This is a genomic window from Microbulbifer halophilus (genome assembly GCF_026183675.1).
GTDB lineage: Bacteria > Pseudomonadota > Gammaproteobacteria > Pseudomonadales > Cellvibrionaceae > Microbulbifer > Microbulbifer halophilus.
Map to the genome: position 1 here is coordinate 164566 of NZ_JAPIVK010000001.1, position 19424 is coordinate 183989.

Sequence of the window (19424 nt, forward strand, 5' to 3'; positions counted from 1 at the left end):
TTCGGGGGGGTCGTAGGGTGCGCCGCGCGCACCGCCCGGGTCCCGACAATATCACCCCAACTCGGCCATCACCTCTTCCGGGATATCCGCATTGGTATAGACATTCTGTACGTCGTCCAGGTCTTCCAGCATATCCACCAGCGCCAGCACCTTCTCGGCGCCGTCTTTCTCCAACGGAATGGTGGTGGACGGGATCATGGCGATCTCGGCGCCGTCCGGCTTGAAGCCGGCTTCGGTCAGGGCGTCCTTGACCGGCATATAGTCCTGGAACTCGGTGGTGAGCTCGATGCTGCCGTCGTCGTTGGTCTCGATATCGTCGGCGCCGGCCTCCAGGGCCGCCTCCATCAGGGCCTCTTCATCGGTGCCGGATTCGTAGTACATCTGGCCCTTGCGGGTAAAGAGATAGGCCACGGAGCCGTCGGTGCCCAGGTTGCCGCCGCGCTTGGTGAAGGCGTGGCGCACCTCGCTCACTGTGCGGTTGCGGTTGTCGGTGAGGCACTCCACCAGGATGGCGACACCGCCGACGGCGTAACCCTCGTAGGTGCAGGCCTCGTAGTTGTCTCCCTCGGCATTGCCGGCGCCGCGGGCGACGGCCTTGTCGATGGTGTCCTTCTTCATGTTGGCGCCCAGCGCCTTGTCGATGGCGGTGCGCAGGGCGGGGTTGTCATCCGGGTTGGGGCCGCCCTTGGCGGCCACGGTCAGCTCGCGGATGATCTTGGTGAAAATCTTGCCGCGTTTGGCATCCTGGGCCGCCTTGCGGTGTTTGATGTTGGCCCATTTACTGTGTCCAGCCATTATTTTCTCCGGTATTTCTCCGCTGTGGCTTTTACAATTTTCCCGCTCCCCCGGCGCGGCCGGGGACCAGAAGACACTGGATTCCGGCATGCGCCGGAATGACGACTGTTAACTGATTTTCTCTTCCTTCTGGCGCAGGCGGATATTCAGCTCCCGCAACTGCCTGTTCTCCACTGTGCCCGGCGCATCGGTCATCACATCGGCCGCGCTCTGGGTTTTCGGGAAGGCAATCACATCGCGGATCGAATCGCTGTCGGTCATCAACATCACCAGCCGATCGAGGCCGAAGGCCAGGCCGCCGTGGGGCGGCGCGCCGTACTTGAGCGCATCCAGCAGGAAGCCGAATTTCTCCCGCTGCTCCTGCTCGCCGATACCCAACACGCGGAATACCGATTCCTGCATGGACTGGTCGTGGATACGGATGGAACCGCCGCCCAGTTCGGTGCCGTTCAACACCATGTCGTAGGCCCGCGACAGCGCCTCCAACGGATTCTCCTCCAGTTGCTCCGGCGAGCAGGAGGGGGCGGTGAATGGGTGGTGCAGCGAGGTCAGGCCGCCGTTATCGTCTTCCTCGAACATGGGGAAGTCCACGACCCACAGCGGGGCCCAGTCGCGGGTGTACAGCTCCAGGTCCTCGCCCAGCTTGCAGCGCAGTGCGCCCAGGGCCTCGGAAACCACCTTGGCCTTGTCGGCGCCGAAGAAGATCAGGTCGCCGTTCTCGGCCTCCAGCCGATCGAGAATCGCCGCGCGGGTCTCGTTGGGCAGGAACTTGACGATCGGCGACTGCAATCCGCCCTCGAGGTCGGACTTGTCGTTGACCTTGATATAGGCCAGTCCCTTGGCGCCGTAGATGCCGACAAACTTGGTGTAGTCGTCGATCTGCTTGCGGGTCAGCTTGTCGTTGCCGCCGGGCACCTTGAGCGCGGTCACACGGCCCTTCGGGTCGTTGGCGGGGCCGGAGAAGACCTTGAAGTCCACCTCGGTCATCAGGTCCTTGATCTCGACCATCTCCAGCGGAATGCGCAGGTCCGGCTTGTCGGAGCCGTACTTGAGCATCGCCTCGTAATAGGTCATACGCGGGAACTCGCCCAGCTCCACGCCTTTCAACTCGCTGAACAGGCTGCGCACCATGCCCTCGGTGACGGACATGATGCCGGCCTCGTCGAGGAAGGCGGTCTCGATATCGATCTGGGTGAATTCCGGCTGGCGATCCGCGCGCAGGTCCTCGTCGCGGAAGCACTTGGCGATCTGGTAGTAGCGGTCGAAACCGGACACCATCAGCAGCTGTTTGAACAACTGCGGCGACTGCGGCAGGGCGAAGAACTTGCCCCCGTGGGTGCGGCTCGGCACCAGGTAGTCGCGGGCCCCCTCGGGGGTGGCGCGGGTGAGGATCGGGGTCTCGATATCCAGGAAGCCCTCGCCGTCCAGGTAATTGCGGATGGCGGTGGTCAGCTTGGAGCGGAAACGCAGGTTGTGCTGCATCTCGGTGCGGCGCAGGTCCAGGTAGCGGTACTTGAGGCGCACGTCCTCGCCCACCGCGGTGTGCTCGTCCAACTGGAAGGGCACGGTTTCGGCGGTATTGAGAATCTCCAGCTCCGTGCCGTAGATCTCGATTTCGCCGGTGCCCATATTCGGGTTCACCGCCTCGGCGGCCCGGGCGCGCACGCGGCCGGTTACCTTCAGTACATACTCGCTGCGCACCCGGTCGGCCTTCTCGAAGTGCGACCCGGCGTCCGGATCGAACACCACCTGGGCGATACCGTCGCGGTCGCGCAGGTCGATGAAGATGACCCCGCCGTGATCGCGGCGGCGGTCCACCCAGCCGCAGAGGGTTACAGTGCGGTCAATATCCGCAGAGCGAAGGGCGCCACAGTAGTCGGTGCGCATGGATGCAAATTCCCGTTGTCGAAAGTTGATTCTGGGCCCCCAGTGGGCCGTGTGTGAAGTTCTGTAGCAAAGGAGCCCAGCCAAAACGTCCAGATCAGGGCGAGAAAGCGCTGGAATAGTGGTTCTATTTCGAGCTTTCTCAACGCAGAGCCGGGCGTTCTGGCGCAGCGAACTGTTACAGAACTTTGCGCACGGCCCACTGGACCCGCCTGTCCCTGCCCCGGCGTCAGCTCGCGGCCGGTTTGTCCGCCGCCGGCCCGGACCCGGCTTTGGCCGCGTCGCCGGCCAGGTTCTTCTTGCCACCGGTCTTGAAATCGGTCTCGTACCATCCCCCGCCCTTGAGGCGGAAGCCCGCCGCGGAGATCTTCTTGCGCAGTTCGGCCCGCTCACAGGCCGGGCAGTCCGTCAGGGGAGCGTCACTCATCCGCTGCAGCTTCTCCATTTCGTGGCCGCAGGCTTTGCACTGGTATTCGTAGATCGGCATTGGTCAATACCCGGTACTTTTAAGGGGCGCAGATTATACATGACCCCCCCAGCCGGAAGAAGCAGTGGCGGCAAGAGGCAATGGATACACCATATATGAAGCATGAAGATGCGGTCCGGCCCCCAAAAATGTGTAAAAAAGCACTATTTTTCCCGTATTTTCCCGTGCGGGCGAACAAAAACTATATATACTTGCCCCAACACCTGTTGCGTACCCCCGGGGCTCCCGCGGTAACGTAACGGGCGTACGAACACACTCTCACTGGAAAACACGATCAGAGAAGGAAGCTACTCATGGCCGCAAAGAAAAAAGCAGCTAAGAAAGCACCCGCCAAGAAGACCGCAGCCAAGAAGGCCGCCGCCCCGGCCAAGAAGGTGAAGGCGGTCAAGGAAAAATACACCAAGACCCAGATCCTCAACCAGATCGCCGAGAATACCGACCTGACCCGCAAGCAGGTCCAGTCGGTTCTGGACGAGCTGAACGACGTGATCCACAGCCACGTGAAGAAGCGCTCCGTGGGCGAGTTCGCCCTACCGGGCCTGCTCAAGATCACCACCGTGAAGAAGCCGGCCAAGAAAGCGCGCAAGGGCATCAACCCCTTCACCGGCGAAGAGACCATGTTCAAGGCCAAACCGGCCAGCACCCAGGTCAAGGTGCGCCCGCTGAAGAAGCTGAAGGAAATGGCCGAGTCCTGAGGCTTCTGATGGTTGGTGGCCGGTGGTCAGTGGCGAGCGCGCCCCGATTACCGGCCACCGACCACTCCTCCCCTCCCCGCCAAATGCCGTAGAATACCCGCCCCCGAAGCAACACAAACAGAACACGACCCTATGCGCGCATCCCGCTACCTGATCGCCACCCAGAAAGAAACGCCCAGCGACGCCGTGGTCATCAGCCACCAGCTGATGCTGCGCGCCGGCATGATCCGCCGCCTCGCCTCCGGCCTGTACACCTGGCTACCGACCGGCCTGCGGGTGCTGCGCAAAGTGGAGCGCATCGTGCGCGAGGAGATGGACAATGCCGGCGCGCTGGAAGTGCTGATGCCGGTCGTACAGCCGGCGGAGCTGTGGGAAGAGTCCGGCCGCTGGCAGGAGTACGGCCCCGAGCTGCTGCGCCTGCGGGACCGCCACGACAACGCCTTCTGCCTGGGGCCCACCCACGAGGAAGTGATCACCGACCTGATCCGCAACGAGATCAACAGCTACAAACAGCTGCCGGCCAACTTCTACCAGGTCCAGACCAAGTTCCGCGACGAGATACGGCCGCGCTTCGGCGTGATGCGCTCGCGGGAATTCACCATGAAGGATGCCTACTCCTTCCATATTGACCCGGACTCCCTGCAGGAGACCTACGATGCGATGCACGGCGCCTACTGCCGCATCTTCGACCGCATCGGCCTGGACTACCGCCCGGTGCTCGCGGACACCGGCGCCATCGGTGGCTCCAGTTCGCACGAATTCCACGTGCTGGCGGAAAGCGGCGAGGACGATATCGCCTTCTCTACCGAGAGCCGCTACGCCGCCAACGTGGAACTGGCGGAAGCCGCCGCACCCACCGGCGAGCGCCCGGCAGCCACAAAAGACATGCAGCAGGTGCACACGCCGGGGCAGAAAACCATCGCCGCCGTGAGCGACTTCCTGAAAGCGGATCCGGTGCAGTCGGTCAAGACACTGATCGTGCTCGGCGAGTGCGGAGAAGAAAGCCCGGAACCGGAAAACGCGGCCCCGCTGGTGGCGCTGGTACTGCGCGGCGACCACGAACTGAACGAACTGAAAGCGGAAAAACTGCCGGGCATCGCCAGCCCGCTGGAATTCGCGCCCGAGGAGCGCATTGCCAAAGAGCTCGGCTGCGGCATCGGCTCCCTGGGCCCGGTAGGCCTGAAGATAGATACCATCGTCGACCGCGCCGCCGCCCACCTGGCGGATTTCGTCTGCGGTGCCAACCTGGACGACTACCACTACACCGGCGTCAACTGGGACCGCGACACCCCGCTGGGCCGGGTCGAGGACCTGCGCAACGTGGTCGCCGGCGATCCCAGCCCGGACGGCCGGGGCAGCCTGGAGATCAAACGCGGTATCGAGGTGGGCCATATCTTCCAGCTAGGCGACAAATACAGCCGAGCCATGAACGCCACGGTGCTGGACGAGAACGGCAAGGAACAGCGGATGGATATGGGCTGCTACGGCATCGGCGTATCCCGCATCGTCGCCGCCGCCATCGAGCAGAACCACGACGACGCCGGCATCATCTGGCCCGACGCCATCGCCCCCTTCCAGTTGGCGATCGTGCCGATCAACATGCACAAGAGCGACCGGGTGCGGGAGAAGTGCGAACACCTGTACGAATCCCTGCGCGCAAAAGGCGTCGACGTGCTGCTGATGGACGAACCCAAGGCCCGCCTGGGCGCCATGCTCGCCGACGTAGAGCTTACCGGTATCCCGCACCGCATCGTGGTCGGCGACCGCGGCCTGGAAAAGGGCGTGGTGGAATACAAGGGGCGCCGGGATGCCGAGAGCCAGGAGTTTGCGGAATCGCAGCTGGAGGAAGTGCTGCTGAAAAAGCTCGACGGCTGATTCGAGCGCAGCTTGGGGCGAGCGCCGCGAACCCCGACAACCCCCGCACCCGATGCAGGACTCGATCCGGCCCCCCGGTCCCGGAATCGGGTCCGGCACGACCGGCAATCCACAATTGCCCCTGCCCTTTCCCCGCGCCTTTTCGTAAAATCCCGCCCATGATAAGAAAAACCCTGCTCACCCTGCTGCTGTGCCTGCCCGCTGTGGCCCAGTCGGCGCCGGATATCGACCCGGCGCTGAAGCGCGCCCTGAAAGAGGCGGTGACCGGGGCCGACAGTTTCACCGACCGCTTCGACGCGGAAGTCTGGCTGATGGCCAAATCCCAGCCGCTGGCCCGCTATATCGACGAGCCCCAGGACCGTATGCACGTACTGAAAGCGGTGCACCGCGAGGCCACCCTGGCCGGCCTGCGTCCGGAAATCGTGCTCGCCGTCATCCAGATAGAGAGCGCCTTCGATCCCTACGCCGTATCCCGCGTCGGTGCCCAGGGGATGATGCAGGTGATGCCCTTCTGGAAAAACGAAATCGGCCGCCCGGAGGACAACCTGATCGATATGGACACCAACCTGCGCTACGGCTGCACCATCCTCAAACACTATATCGGCAAGGCCGAGGGCAACCTGGCCAACGCGCTGGCCTATTACAATGGCAGTTACGGCCGCCATACCTATTCCAGCAAGGTGCTGGACGCCTGGGCGGAGCGCTGGCGCTAATGTGGTGTCAGGTACGGATCGAGGGCCCCGGGGAATGACAGCGGAAAGCAGCTACCTGTTCTTCACCGGCAGCGCCTGCGGCCTGTTGCTGCTGGCGGCAGCGCGGCTGGCGATCGGGTATCGGCAGCAGGCCGCGGGGCGCTGGCTGCTCCTGTTGCTGGCCGGGGTCTTCTGCTATCTGCTGCGACCACTGTTGCCGCTGGAAAGCCGTTTCATTGAATTCCTGCTCGATCTGCCCACCATCCTGGTGCCGGCGGCCTTCTGGCTTTTCGCGCACCTGCTCAGCAGCGAAGGCGAGCCTTTCCCGTGCTGGGGCTGGATTCCCGTGTCGCTGTCCGTCGCGATCAGCGTGGCCGCGGGCCATCTCGACTTCCCGCCATCTTCACGGTTACACGAAACCCTCTACGTGCTGTCGCAGCCACTGAAGCTGGGCCTGATCGCCGCCGGTATGCTGGCACTGCTGCAGCGCTACCAGTCGGACCTGGTGGCGGCGCGCCGTCGCCTGCGGGCGCTGCTGCTGATTGCGGTGGGCGGCTATATGCTGATCGTGGTCTGCGCCGAGTTTCTGTTTTCCTACCAGCCGGTGCCCGCGGGCCTACCGACCCTGCACGCATTTCTCGCCAGCCTGCTGATCTTTGCCGCCTGCCTGTGGCTGCTGGCGCTGTCGCCAAACGCACTGACCGAATCCATGCCCCGGCCAACGGACAGCAACGCCGCTGCGGAGGAAACGCCGGCACCGCTGGACGAAGCCCAGCGACAACTGCTCGACAGGCTGGAGTCGCATATGGCCGCTGGCGGCTACCGCCACACCGGGCTGACCATCCGCGAACTGGCGACACAACTGGACGCCCGCGAGTATGTACTGCGTACACTGATCAACCGCCACCTGGGCTACCGCAATTTCAATGAATACCTGAACCGCTTCCGTATCGACGAGGCCAGTGCGCGCCTCGCCAGTCCCGACCAGGCGCACCTGCCGGTGCTGTCGATTGCGCTGGATATCGGCTACCGCTCCCTGAGCCCGTTCAATGCCGCCTTCAAGCGTCGCCACAATATGACCCCCACGGAATTCCGGCGCGAACGGCTGCCGGCCTGACGCGCTTCCCGCTTTCTTCGAAGACCTGCAAACCGGCCACTCTCACTGTATTTACCAGCAAGATGGATGCCCTCTTGTTTACCGTGACCGGCTTCTCACAACTCTCCCTGTAAAAAACTGAATAAAGAAAGCAGCGCCAAATCCCCTTGCCACAGTTGTGGATTAAAATGGAAACGCTTACATTGTTTCGCAGCCCGGCCCAGTATCCGAAGCGCTGAATCCAGAAACGGCAGGCCGGGCGAGAAAAAAGACAAGATAAAAAAACAGAATAATAAAAACAGAAACCCGGGGATCAGACTGTTCGCAGACAGAAAACATCCCGGACTTCCTTCCGCACCTCACGCTGGCAGCAGTGCATCGCCGCTATATGGCCGCTGCTATCTACCCGGCATCAATTCCTCGGACATACCGAGGTCGTAAAGGCGCCACCGCATGCGGTGGTATCCATTTACCTATTGACGGTGCAGGAAATAATAATGAAAACCCCCGCCTTGAACATCTCGTCATTATTTCTGTGCTCGTGTTTATGGGCATCGGTGCAGACAGCGACCGCCGCCACCTGCGAGTACACAGTGGGCAACGACTGGGGCTCGGGCGCGCAGGCCGCGATCCGTATCACCAACGACGGCGAAAGCGCCATCGACGGCTGGGAAGTCCAGTGGGAATACGGCGATGGCAGCGTCCTGACCGACAGCTGGAATGCCAATGTCTCCGGCGACAATCCCTACACCGCCAGCAACCTGTCGTGGAACGGCAGCATCCAGCCCGGGCAGTATGCCGAGTTGGGCCTGCAGGTGAGCAACGGAGCGGACGGCGCCGCGATACCGGAGATAACCGGCCCGGTTTGCGACGGCGGCGGCAATTCGAGTTCCAGCTCTAGCTCCTCGTCGAGTTCCAGCAGCAGTTCTTCGTCGAGCAGTTCCAGTTCGAGCAGCGGTGGCCCCAGCGGCCCACCGCCAGCAGTGGAGATAGAGCGGGCCTTCCCGAACCTGACCTTCAGCCAGCCACTGGGGTTGATGCAGGCACCGGGGGACGATTCGCGCTGGTACCTGCTGGAAAAAACCGGCATGGTCTACTGGATCGACGCCAACAACAGCGCCACATCCACCAAGACCCCCTACCTGGACCTGTCCGGCCTGGTGGACACCGCGGTCGAGGGCGGCCTGCTGGGGATGGCCTTCCACCCGGACTACCAGAACAACGGCCAGGTGTACCTGTCGTTTACCACAGCGGATTCGGAGCCGATGACATCGGTCGTCGCCCGCTATACCGAGAATGCCAGTGGCACCGCCCTGGACGCCGGTTCGCGCCAGGACCTCCTCACCCTGCAGCAGCCCTACGCCAACCACAACGGCGGCCAGATCGCGTTCGGGCCCGACGGCTACCTGTATATCGGCTTCGGCGACGGCGGTTCGGCCAACGATCCCGAGGCCAACGGCCAGGACACCAGTACCTGGCACGGCTCCATGCTCCGGATCGATGTGGACAGCGGCTCCCCCTACGGCATTCCCACGGACAACCCCTTCGCCAACGGCGGCGGCCAGCCGGAGATCTACGCCTACGGCCTGAGAAACCCCTGGCGCTGGAGCTTCGACAGGCTTACCGGCGACCTGTGGCTGGCGGATGTGGGCCAAGCGGAGTACGAGGAAGTCGATATTATCGAAAACGGCGGCAACTACGGCTGGCGTTGCCGGGAAGGATTCCACACCACCTCCAACAGCTGCGACAGCAGCGGTCCCTACGACGACCCCCTGTTCGAGTACGATCACAGCCAGGGGCAGTCGATCACCGGCGGCTATGTCTATCGCGGCTCGCAGATCGCCGGCATGGGCGGCGCCTACCTGTTCGCCGACTACCAGAGCGGCAGGGTCTGGGCCTATACCGACGCCATGCACCAGCTGTTGGACACGGACCTGAGCATCACCTCCTTCGGCCAGTCCAACAGCGGTGAGCTCTACCTGGTGGATATCGCCGGCGGCACCCTGCACCGGATCGCCGCCGAGGGCGGCGGCAGCTCCAGCTCGTCGTCCAGCAGCAGCGCCTCTTCGAGCGCCAGCAGTTCCAGCTCGAGCAGTTCCACGTCCAGTAGCTCGACGTCCAGCAGCTCCTCCAGCGGCAACCCCGGCGGCGGTGACGTAAGCTGCTCGATCACCAGCCAGAATGTCTGGGGCAACGGCTACCAGCTGGATATCACCGTCACCAACGGCGGCAACAGCGCCGTGGACAGCTGGGAGATCACCCTGCCGTTCAGCGAGCCGCCGCAGGTCACCGGCAGCTGGAACGTGGACCTGAGTGTCTCGGACAACACGGCCACGGCCAGGGACGTGGGCTGGAACGGCAGCCTCTCGCCCGGCGGCAGCGCCTCGTTCGGCTTCCAGGGCGACCACGACGGCAGCTTCACCGTGCCCGACTGCCTGGGGCCGGGCGGCTCTTCGAGCAGCAGTTCCAGCTCCTCGTCCAGCAGCTCCAGTTCGTCGTCCAGCTCCTCCAGCGGCGGCACCGGCAATATGACCGGCTCCGAAATCTATGCCAGCGACTGCGCCCACTGCCACGGCTTCGCGGGTGAAGGCGGCTCCGTGGGCATACCGCTGACCACGCCCCAGGACCTGGACTTCATGATCGGCTTTATCGAGGACGCCATGCCCCAGGGCCAGCCGGAAGTCTGCGGCGCGGACTGCGCGGACAAGGTGGGCAACTATATCGCCGACACCTTCTGGGAAGACCAGCAACCGCCCAACTGCAGCATGGTCCGCTACGGCGCCCGCCAGCTGAAGATACTGACCCGGTCCGAGTACCAGAACACTGTCGAGGACCTGCTGGGAGTCGATTACGACGCATCCGGCGAGCTGTCCGAAGACAGCACGGTGGGCTACTTCGCCAACAACACCCACGCCGCCATCGTCACCGGCACCTACGACCGCTACCTGACGGCGGCGGAGGAAATCGCGGCCTGGTCCGCGGCGCGCGATTACGCGCCGGCACTGAGCTGTGATTCCTTCAACCAGGACTGCGTGGACCAGTTTATCGGCGACTTTGCCCCCAGAGTGTTCCGCCGCCCGCTGGACAGCCAGGAAGTGACGACCTACACGGAGCTGGCCAACGGCACCTTCACCGAGGGCGACGTGCACACCGGCATCCAGCTCGCCCTGATGACCATGCTGTCCTCGCCGCAGTTCCTCTACCGCCACGAGCTGGGCGAATCCAACCCGGCCAACAGCGAACTCGATGCGGACGCCTTCGAGCTGACCTCCCACGAAATGGCCACCTGGTTGAGCTATTCCTTCACCGGCTCCACACCGGACGATACCGCCCTGCAGAAGGCGGCCAACGACCAGTTGCGCGACCCGGCACAGATCCGGCAGGAAGCGCAGCGGTTGCTGGACCTGTCCGACGCCCGGGAAACCATGGGCAATTTCGTCGGCAGCTGGCTGGATACCGACAACCTGGAAAAATCCCCCAAGGATGCGGCCACCTGGCCCGGCTTCGAGGAAGTGGCGCCGCACATGGAGCGGGAGATCCGCGAAGTGTTCGCGGAGGTGATGCTGAGCGGCGAGGAATCCTTCGCCTCCCTCTACGACGCCAACTGGACCTTCGTCAACGGGCCGCTGGCGCAGCACTACGGTATCGGCGGCGTCTCCGGCGATAGCTTCCAACGGGTCACCACCAGCGATCGCGGCGGTATCCTCACCAGCGGCGCCTTTATGGCGCGCTGGGCCGAGCGGGTCGAGACCTCGCCCATCCGGCGCTCGGTGCGCGTGCGCCGCCGCATGCTGTGCCAGGACCAGCCGGACCCGCCCGCCGGCATCGCCGAGAGCCGCGCGGAACGCCTCGAGGAACTGGCGGACCTGATCGCCGACCCGGCGACCACCAATCGCGATAAATATGAAGCACTGACGTCCGTTTCGCCCTGCCTCAACTGCCACCGGGAGTGGATCAACCCGCTCGGTGGCGGCATGGAGGACTTCGACTCCGTGGGCAACCCGCGCAGCGTCGACCTGAACGGCAACGTGATCGACGCCAGCGGGGAGCTGTACGCACCCGATGTATTGAGCAACCGCGGCGAGTCGATCGCGTTCGAGGGCGCCCGGGGGCTGGGCCAGGTACTGGCGACCCTGCCCAGCGCACAATCCTGCGTATCGCAGAACCTCTTCCGCTTCATGCTCGGCGTCGGACACGACAGCATCGACAACATGAATCCCGAGGGGCGGGAACTCGATCCGGTCGAAGAGGACGGTTACACCTGCACGGTGCAGGATATGACCGACACCCTCGTGGAACAGGATCCCCGCACGATGCTCGAGCGCATGAGCACACTGCAGGCGGTGCGTTACCGCAAGGCGTGGGCGCGGTGAAGAGGGGACTCGGGCCCCGGAAAAGAACGGCTGAGTCAGATGCGAAGGCCCTGATACCGGGGAAAGTTTGCGGGACTGTCTGCGAGAGGGACCTCGCAGACAAGCCTACAGGGATGTATGCACGGCGTGTCCCGCAAACTTTCCCCGGTAGCAGGGCCGCCCCCAGCCTCTCTTATCGGCAACAAGAGACGTGAGCAGTTACCGCAAAAATAAAAAGGTTCAGGTCATGGCAAAGCGACACAAGAACGTATTCGACAAAAGACGTCGGGATTTACTGAAAATTTTCGCAGCCGCCGGTATCACCCGGGGGCTGCTGCAGGCCTCGCCGCTGGTCGCGGGCATGATGGCCGCCCGCCGGGCGGAAGCGCAGACCGGGCCCAACAAGTCGGTGGTCATCTACGTGCCCGACGGCGCCCTCCCCGAACACTGGTTTCCCAACAGCGACCTCACCAGTTTCGGCGCCATGTCCCAGCCCTACAGCAGCGTCGCCGGCGAGTGCAACTTCCTGCGGAGCATGAGCCACCACCGCGGCGGCCACGGCGTGATGCCCACCATCATCAACAACAGTTGGGGCGGCGACAGTTTCGACGTCAACATGGGCCGGATCCTCGGCGGCGACCTGCCCTTCACCTACGTCAACCTGGGGGTACACAGCAACGGCAACGGCACCCTCACCAAGGACAACGGCTCGGAAGTCCCGTTTGAGGACAATCCCTTCAATGCCTTCAACCAACTGTTCGGCAACCTGCAGGGCGGCGGTGGCGATCCCAAGCTGAACGCGGTGGATGCACATCTCGAAGCGGCCAATGCCCTGAAAACGAAACTGGGCAACTACGAACAGCAGCGCCTGGATTCGCACCTGACCGCCATCGAGGAAACCCAGCAGCGCCTGCAGGACCTGGCCGGCGGCGGCCTCTCCTGCGGCGGCGCCACGGAGCCCGATCCCTTCCCGATCGAGTTTTCCACTTTCCAGCAGCAGGCGGAACTGCAGGCGGATATCATCACACTGGCGCTGGAGTGCAACCTGACCGCCTCCTGCTCCCTGGCACTCGGCAACGACGGCGCCGAGTTTGCGCTGCCCTACCTGGATTTCAAGGATACCTACCACAACTCGATCCACGGCGGTAACGGTGGCGACCCCACCTACCCCCACTACCGGGAGACGCGCGCCCACCTGAGCAGCCTGTCAGCCATCCTGATCGGGAAACTCAGGGACCGCGGGCTGCTCGACAGCACCATCGTCTGCGAGGTCTCCGATATGGGCAACGGCGACGCCCACGGCAGCAACGACATCCCGCTGATCATGGCCGGCGGTGGCGGCACCATCCAGCGCGGCGTGTCCAATGCCGGCAGCGCCGCCTATACGCCCCTGCACCAGGTACACACCGCCGCAGTGGCACTGCAGGCCGACCAGCACCCGGCCTACCAGGGCTATGAGAGCGAAGTGATTCCGGGTGTTCTGGCCTGAATGCCAATAAAATAAGCCCACTCTCTTCGCAGGATGGGCAAAGCGTAGCGTGCCCATCAGCGGCGCCCGAATGATGGGCACGTCGCTGCGCTCCTGTGCCCATCCTACACAATATGGCTCTTCTGCATTGACCTGAAAGGCGAAATAACGACTTTATAAATGCCCAACATGCTCGAGAATAAAAACACAGGCCTCATCGCACTGGCTGTCGCACTCGCCTGCGCGGGCAGCTGTTCGAAGCCCGACGAGGACACTGCGTCACCGCAGGGCCGCCTCAACGACACCGGTATCACCTGGGGCGCCGACTACCCCCGCGGCGTCAACGACGACTGCAGCGCCAGCATCGACAAAAAGCTGCTGCCCGAGGGAGACGCCATTGCCGGCGATATTCTCAGCCAACAGGATTGCAGGCACGGCGGCGACGCCGATGGCGCTGCGAGCTTCGCCTATCGCAAAATCGACGCCGGAGGCGAACCGCTGCCCGCGGATGCACAGGACTGGCAGTGCGTGCTCGACGAAACCACCGGCCTGGCCTGGGAGATAAAACAGCCGGGCGACGGGACCTACGGCAACCGGGGCATGCACGACGCAGACGATGTCTACACCTGGTACAACCCCAACAAAGGCGTCAACGGCGGCGCCATCGGCGACTGGAACAGCCGCTATGCGCAGTGTACCGGCTACCTCGAAGGCCAGCCCGCCACCTACTGCAACATCGAGGAATACGTCAGTCGTATCAACCGGGGCGGCCTGTGCGGGCATAGGGATTGGCGTGTTCCCAGTCTCGACGAGCTGGCCAGCCTGGTGCACTTCGGACGCAGTGCGCCGGCCGCCGACACCACCTATTTTCCCAACACCAAAAGCGGTTTCTACTGGAGCCATTCACCGGACGCAAAACTGCAGGAGCGAGCCTGGGCGGTCAACTTCCAGTTCGGCTATTCCGCACCCATGCCGCGCAATAACGGCCGCCACCTGCGCCTGGTGAGGGACTGGAAGGGCGATAAAAACCGACCCGGAACGGGGGCCGAATGATTAACAGGGTATGGAAAGCAGGGGTCTTGTCGATATTGCTGACAGCTGCCTGCCACGCGCAGGCCGATCAGCTTTGCAAGACCGGACACATCGCGACGACAGCGCCGCCCTCGCGCTATCAACAGAAGGAAGACAGCACTGTTGTCGATACAAAAACCGGTTTGATGTGGCGCACCTGCCAGGAAGGTGTCGCGGGAAAATCCTGCGGCGAAGGTGCACCCCTGATGTTGACGTGGGCCGAGGCGCTGGCCTACGTGCCGACTTTCAACCGGGAGGGCGGTTTCGCTGGCTACAGGGACTGGCGACTGCCGAATATCCGCGAGCTGAGTAGCCTGATCGAACCTCAATGCGTCGCCCCCGCGATCAACCTGACAGTTTTCCCAAATACGGCCCCGGTGGATGTCTGGTCCTCGTCGCCGTCCCGTTTCCATAGCCATTATTCCTGGCTCGTCGATTTCGAAACCGGAGCATTTACCTACGGCGAACGGGCCAGGCCTAAAGCCATTCACCTGGTGCGCGATCGCCTTGTAAGGTGACCCTGTGACAGCAATCAGCCCGCCAGACGCCCCATTCTGGCTGCCGGTGGCGTTATCGGCGCAGTACCAGGCCAACAGCCTGATGGGCAATCGCTATGGGAAGAACATCAGGCACGCGGCCCATCCGGGTAAGCCAGGGGACGATCCCAGGCTTCCGCTCCCTGAATAACGCAACCTTTTGCCACCGGCACCGCTGCTCTATTTCCTCAAAAGCCACCCACTACCGGCGGGAAAAGTTACCCGCTGGCGACGCTTCTTTTCACCAGCCTCCATTCAGAGACGGAATCGGACTTCATATAAGCGATTATTACGATCCCGCTCCGGGACAGTTATCGCTTATATTCTATACTGTTCGATCTCGGCGTCAGGAAAGAGCGGCCCCCAGTGGTCGCTTTTATCCCGCCAGATCGCGCGCAAACCGGAAGGAACACCGATCATGAATGGAATCACCAATACGCTGAACGAATTCCTCGGCCCGGGGGTTTCGGGCACCTTGGGACACGCCCTTGTCGGCCTGATCATCCTCATCGTCGGGCTGGTAGTCGTCAAGATCTTCGTAAGCATTCTCCGCAAGATCCTCTCGAAACTTTCATTCCTGCACCGCAAAGATGCAGACGGCACTGTCACAGACCTGGCATCCCCGATCGCCTCACTCGTCAAGGCGGTCCTGATCATCTTCGTGTTGCTGGCGGTTCTGCAACATTTCGGCCTGACGGATGTGCTGGCGCCACTGCGGGACATGCTGGGTAAATTCACCGCCGCGATCCCCAATATCATCGGCGCGGGCGTGATTGGCTACGCGGGCTGGCTGATTGCCAAAATCGCCTCCGAGCTGGTGGGCGTGGCACTGGGCAAGGTAGACCAGCAGGTCGCCGAGCGGACCGGCAACGACAAGGTGGAGGTCTCGAAATTCGGCAGCGCCTTCGTATTCATCGCCATCCTGCTGCCGATCATCGTGGCCGCGCTGGGGGTTCTGAATATCCCGGCCATCTCGGAGCCGGCCTCGACCATGATCGAGCGGCTTATGGCCGCCATACCGAATATCATCGGCGCCGCGATCATTCTGCTGGTGACTTACTTCGTAACCCGTTTTGTCGTGACCATGCTCAACAGCCTGCTGGAGGCCATGCACGTGAACGAGCTGCCGGCCAAGATGGGCGCCGAGAGCATGTTCAGCTCCTCGTTTACGCTGACCAGACTGATCGGCGGCGTCATCATGTTCTTCGCGATGCTGGGGGCGGCCACCGCAGCCGTGAACCTGCTCCGTATCGAGGTGATCTCGACCATCTTCGCCGGCCTGCTGCACTTCGGTGGCAATATTCTGGTGGGCGCGGTAATCCTGCTTATCGGCAACTTCCTGAGCACCCTGGCTTACAACAAGCTGTCCGCTGGCGGTACCTCGAGCGCGATGGCCAACATCGCCAGGTTCGCGATCCTGGGCCTGGTGCTGGCGATGGGGCTGCGGGCCATGGGCCTGGCCGACAACATCGTCAACATGGCCTTCGGCTTTACCCTCGGCAGCGTCGCCGTCGCCGTGGCGCTCGCCTTCGGTCTGGGTGGCCGGGATGCGGCCAAGATCATCGCCGACAAATGGGCGTCGAAAATTTCACAGCGCTAATTCCCGCCCGGCAGTGGCGGCCGGCCCATAGGGCGCGGCCGTCACCAGTCGGGTCGCCCCGCCTCCGCGAGCAGCCCGACAACCCGCTCCACGTCCGACTCACTGGTAGACCAGTTGCTGAACGCGGCGCGCACCGCGGTTTCCCCCTGCCAGTTTCCCGGCGTCATAAAAACCAGTCCGGCACGGTTGAGCCTCTCCAGCCAGGCCCCGATATCGCCGTGTCGCGTCGGGCAAAAGACCACCACGTTCAATCCGCACGGCACCAGCAGCCGGTAATTCGGCGAAGCGTCAATCCACTCCGCCAATCGCGCCGCCTGCCGGCAGTTTTCTTCCACCAGCCGGGCCGCCCCTTCGCGGCCATAGGCCTGCAGCGCGAACCACAGTGGCAACGCACGGAAGCGGCGCGAGTTCTCCACGCCCCGATTCATAAAATGCGGCGCGGGACCGCCGGTCGGGAGGTAGGGAGACGCCACCGCCAGCACCTCTTCCAGCAGATCGAGATGCCGGGTCAGGAAGATGCCGCTGTCGTAGGGCACGTTGAGCCATTTGTGCGCGTCGCTGGTAATCGAGTCCGCCGCGCCGATACCGCGGAGCCAGTGCCGGCGGTCGTCCAACAGGCTGGCGAAAAGCCCGAAAGCGGCGTCGACATGTAGCCAGGCGCCGTGGACACGACACAAGCCGGCGATGGCCTCCAGGTCGTCGAAGTCCGTGCCGGTGACGGTACCGGCACTGGCCACTACGATCTTGCCGGAGCTGTCACTGGCGGTGAGGCAGCGTTCCAGGTCTGCCACATCCATACGCTCGCTGCCTGGCTCGCAGGCCACGTTTACCACCCTGTCCCGGCCCAGCCCGGCCATTGCCAGCCCCTTCAGGCTGCTGGCGTGGGGGCAGGCGGAAAATACCTCGATACGCGTACCCACCAGTCCTTCGGCGGCCACGTCGATTCCCTGCGCGCGGCCGGCGAACTGGCGGCCGCACAACAGACCCAGCAGGTTGGCGCTGGTGGCACCACTCGTGAGACTGCCGGCGAAGCTCGACGGCAGTCCGAACATTTGCCGTAGCCATTCCAGCACCTGCTGCTCCACCGCCGGCGCGATGGAGTCGCCGGAAACCGACAGGTTCTGGTCCGTGACCGCCGCCAGCCAATCGCCCATCAGTGCCGCCGGGCTGGCACCACCGGTGACAAATCCCCAGTAGCGGGGCCCGGCCGAGGCGGACAGGTGCGGCATTATCTGCCGGCGGAAAAGGTCCAGCGCACCGGCACCACCACAACCGGATTGCGGCAGTTCCCCCGCCGGCAGCGGCGGCGCATCGGTACAGGCCGCCGGCCGGCTTTCCAGGGTGCGCAGAAACTCGCCGCTGGTCTCCAGCGCCTGCGCCAGCAGTTGCGGCAGCTGCGCGCCCTCCTCTCGTATCCTCGACATCGTCTTCCCTCCGTACAGGCGGTTTACCGGCTTTGAACCCCGGACCCGCGACGCCCGAACTCGCCGGAAGTATTCCCGGCGGTCATGTTACGATGATCCGAAAAGGATATCGTTATGTTTCTGCCCCGCCCGGTTGCTTTCATCTGCTTCGCGCTGACATTGACTGCCTGTAGCGATATGGCCCGCCTGCCGGTGTCCGCGGGAACCGGTCCCAACCCCGTATTGCCGCCACCTGCGAAATCCCTGATTCCGACGGTCAATATCGCGCCGGCCAGGGGCTGGCCCGAAGGGGCCGGGCCGGTTGCGGCCACCGGTACCGAGGTGGTGGCCTTCGCCGGGGCACTCGATCATCCTCGCTGGCTCTATGTGCTCCCCAACGGGGATGTGCTGGTGGCCGAAACCAACCGACCGCCAAAAAAAGCGGGCGGGTTCAGGGCCTGGATTGGTCGCCTGCTGATGAAGAAGGCCGGTGCGGGCGGCGAGAGCGCCAATCGCATTACCCTGCTGCGCGATACCGACGGCGACGGCGTGGCGGATCGGCGTTCGGTATTCCTCGACGGGTTGAATTCCCCCTTCGGCATGGCGCTGGTCGGCAAGGATTTCTATGTGGCCAATACCGATGCCGTGCTGCGCTTCCCCTACGAGACGGGCCAGACCCGGATCACTGCAGCGGGGGAAACCATCGTCGAATTGCCGGCCGGCCCCATCAATCAGCACTGGACCAAAAGCCTGATCGCCAGTCCCGACGGCAACCGGCTCTATGTGGGCGTGGGATCGGACAGCAACGCCGGCGAATACGGCCTGGAAAGGGAACGGGGGCGCGCCGCCATCTGGGAAATAGACCTCCGAAGCGGCGATCATCGCCTCTTTGCCTCGGGGCTGCGCAACCCGGTCGGCCTGGCCTGGCAACCCGACAGCGGCGAGCTCTGGGTGGCGGTCAACGAACGCGATGCCCTGGGCAGCGACCTGGTGCCGGACTACATGACCTCCGTGCGGGATGGCGGCTTCTACGGCTGGCCCTACAGTTACTTCGGCCAGCACCTGGACCAGCGGGTCGAGCCGCAGCACCCCGACCTGGTTGCCAGCGCCATTGTCCCCGACTACGCCCTGGGACCGCATACCGCTTCCCTGGGCCTGGCCGCGGCCGAGGGCAATTCCCTGCCCGGACGTTTCAGCAAGGGCATGTTCATCGGCCAGCACGGCTCCTGGAATCGCGAACCCCGCAGCGGTTACAAGGTGATATTCGTGCCCTTTGAAGACGGCCTGCCCGCCGGTCAACCGGTGGATGTGCTGAGCGGGTTTGTCAGCGCGGATGGCGAGGCATTCGGCAGGCCGGTGGGCGTGGCGATTGACCGGCAGGGCGGATTGCTGGTGGCGGACGATGTGGGCAATGTCATCTGGCGGGTGCATCGCGCGCGCCCGTAGGATGGGCAAAGCGAAGCGTGCCCA

At 63.6% G+C, this 19424-nt stretch carries 14 protein-coding genes; 10 read left to right on the plus strand and 4 right to left on the minus strand.

The features are described from left to right. Window positions 1-51: 51 nt before the first annotated feature. The 3 genes from OQE62_RS00685 to OQE62_RS00695 form a co-directional block, all read right to left on the minus strand. Window positions 52-795, minus strand: coding sequence for a YebC/PmpR family DNA-binding transcriptional regulator (locus OQE62_RS00685; RefSeq protein WP_265720054.1), 744 nt, complete (start codon window positions 793-795; stop codon window positions 52-54). A 108-nt stretch (window positions 796-903) separates the two neighbouring features. Next, window positions 904-2682: an aspartate--tRNA ligase gene (gene aspS / locus OQE62_RS00690; protein ID WP_265720055.1), complete on the minus strand. Its 1779-nt coding sequence runs from the start codon at window positions 2680-2682 to the stop codon at window positions 904-906. Window positions 2683-2908: 226 nt separating this feature from the next. Further along, window positions 2909-3166 carry an FmdB family zinc ribbon protein gene (locus OQE62_RS00695; RefSeq protein ID WP_265720056.1) on the minus strand — a complete coding sequence of 86 codons (258 nt, stop codon included), beginning with the start codon at window positions 3164-3166 and terminating at the stop codon, window positions 2909-2911. A 293-nt stretch (window positions 3167-3459) separates the two neighbouring features. Between OQE62_RS00695 and OQE62_RS00700 the strand changes: the two genes are divergently transcribed. The 9 genes from OQE62_RS00700 to OQE62_RS00740 all read left to right on the plus strand — a co-directional run bounded on the left by OQE62_RS00700 (window position 3460) and on the right by OQE62_RS00740 (window position 16551). Further along, window positions 3460-3861 carry an HU family DNA-binding protein gene (locus OQE62_RS00700; protein WP_265720057.1) on the plus strand — a complete coding sequence of 134 codons (402 nt, stop codon included), beginning with the start codon at window positions 3460-3462 and terminating at the stop codon, window positions 3859-3861. A 132-nt stretch (window positions 3862-3993) separates the two neighbouring features. Beyond that, on the plus strand, window positions 3994-5736 hold the full coding sequence (locus tag OQE62_RS00705; RefSeq protein WP_265720058.1) for a proline--tRNA ligase: 1743 nt from the start codon (window positions 3994-3996) through the stop codon (window positions 5734-5736). A 158-nt stretch (window positions 5737-5894) separates the two neighbouring features. Then, on the plus strand, window positions 5895-6449 hold the full coding sequence (locus OQE62_RS00710) for a lytic transglycosylase domain-containing protein (RefSeq protein ID WP_265720059.1): 555 nt from the start codon (window positions 5895-5897) through the stop codon (window positions 6447-6449). Window positions 6450-6483: 34 nt separating this feature from the next. After that, entirely contained in the window at window positions 6484-7545 is a 1062-nt protein-coding gene (locus tag OQE62_RS00715; protein WP_265720060.1) for a helix-turn-helix transcriptional regulator, read from the plus strand. Between the two features lie 536 nt (window positions 7546-8081). After that, window positions 8082-11897 (plus strand): cellulose binding domain-containing protein, encoded by a 3816-nt coding sequence (locus tag OQE62_RS00720; RefSeq protein WP_377535421.1) that lies wholly within the window; start codon window positions 8082-8084, stop codon window positions 11895-11897. Window positions 11898-12123: 226 nt separating this feature from the next. Then, window positions 12124-13365, plus strand: coding sequence for a DUF1552 domain-containing protein (locus OQE62_RS00725; protein WP_265720062.1), 1242 nt, complete (start codon window positions 12124-12126; stop codon window positions 13363-13365). Between the two features lie 159 nt (window positions 13366-13524). Continuing rightward, window positions 13525-14397 (plus strand): Lcl C-terminal domain-containing protein, encoded by an 873-nt coding sequence (locus OQE62_RS00730; protein WP_265720063.1) that lies wholly within the window; start codon window positions 13525-13527, stop codon window positions 14395-14397. 26 nt (window positions 14398-14423) lie between these two features. After that, complete coding sequence (locus OQE62_RS00735; RefSeq protein ID WP_265720064.1) at window positions 14424-14933, plus strand: Lcl C-terminal domain-containing protein; 510 nt, start codon at window positions 14424-14426, stop codon at window positions 14931-14933. A gap of 436 nt (window positions 14934-15369) precedes the next feature. Beyond that, window positions 15370-16551 (plus strand): mechanosensitive ion channel, encoded by a 1182-nt coding sequence (locus OQE62_RS00740; RefSeq protein ID WP_265720065.1) that lies wholly within the window; start codon window positions 15370-15372, stop codon window positions 16549-16551. A 41-nt stretch (window positions 16552-16592) separates the two neighbouring features. Here OQE62_RS00740 and OQE62_RS00745 read toward each other — a convergent pair whose 3' ends face one another. Beyond that, entirely contained in the window at window positions 16593-17975 is a 1383-nt protein-coding gene (locus tag OQE62_RS00745; RefSeq protein ID WP_265720066.1) for a pyridoxal phosphate-dependent decarboxylase family protein, read from the minus strand. Window positions 17976-18089: 114 nt separating this feature from the next. Between OQE62_RS00745 and OQE62_RS00750 the strand changes: the two genes are divergently transcribed. Next, the gene (locus OQE62_RS00750; RefSeq protein ID WP_265720067.1) at window positions 18090-19400 is read left to right on the plus strand and encodes a PQQ-dependent sugar dehydrogenase; all 1311 of its coding nucleotides are present in this window, start codon (window positions 18090-18092) and stop codon (window positions 19398-19400) included. Window positions 19401-19424: the final 24 nt, after the last annotated feature.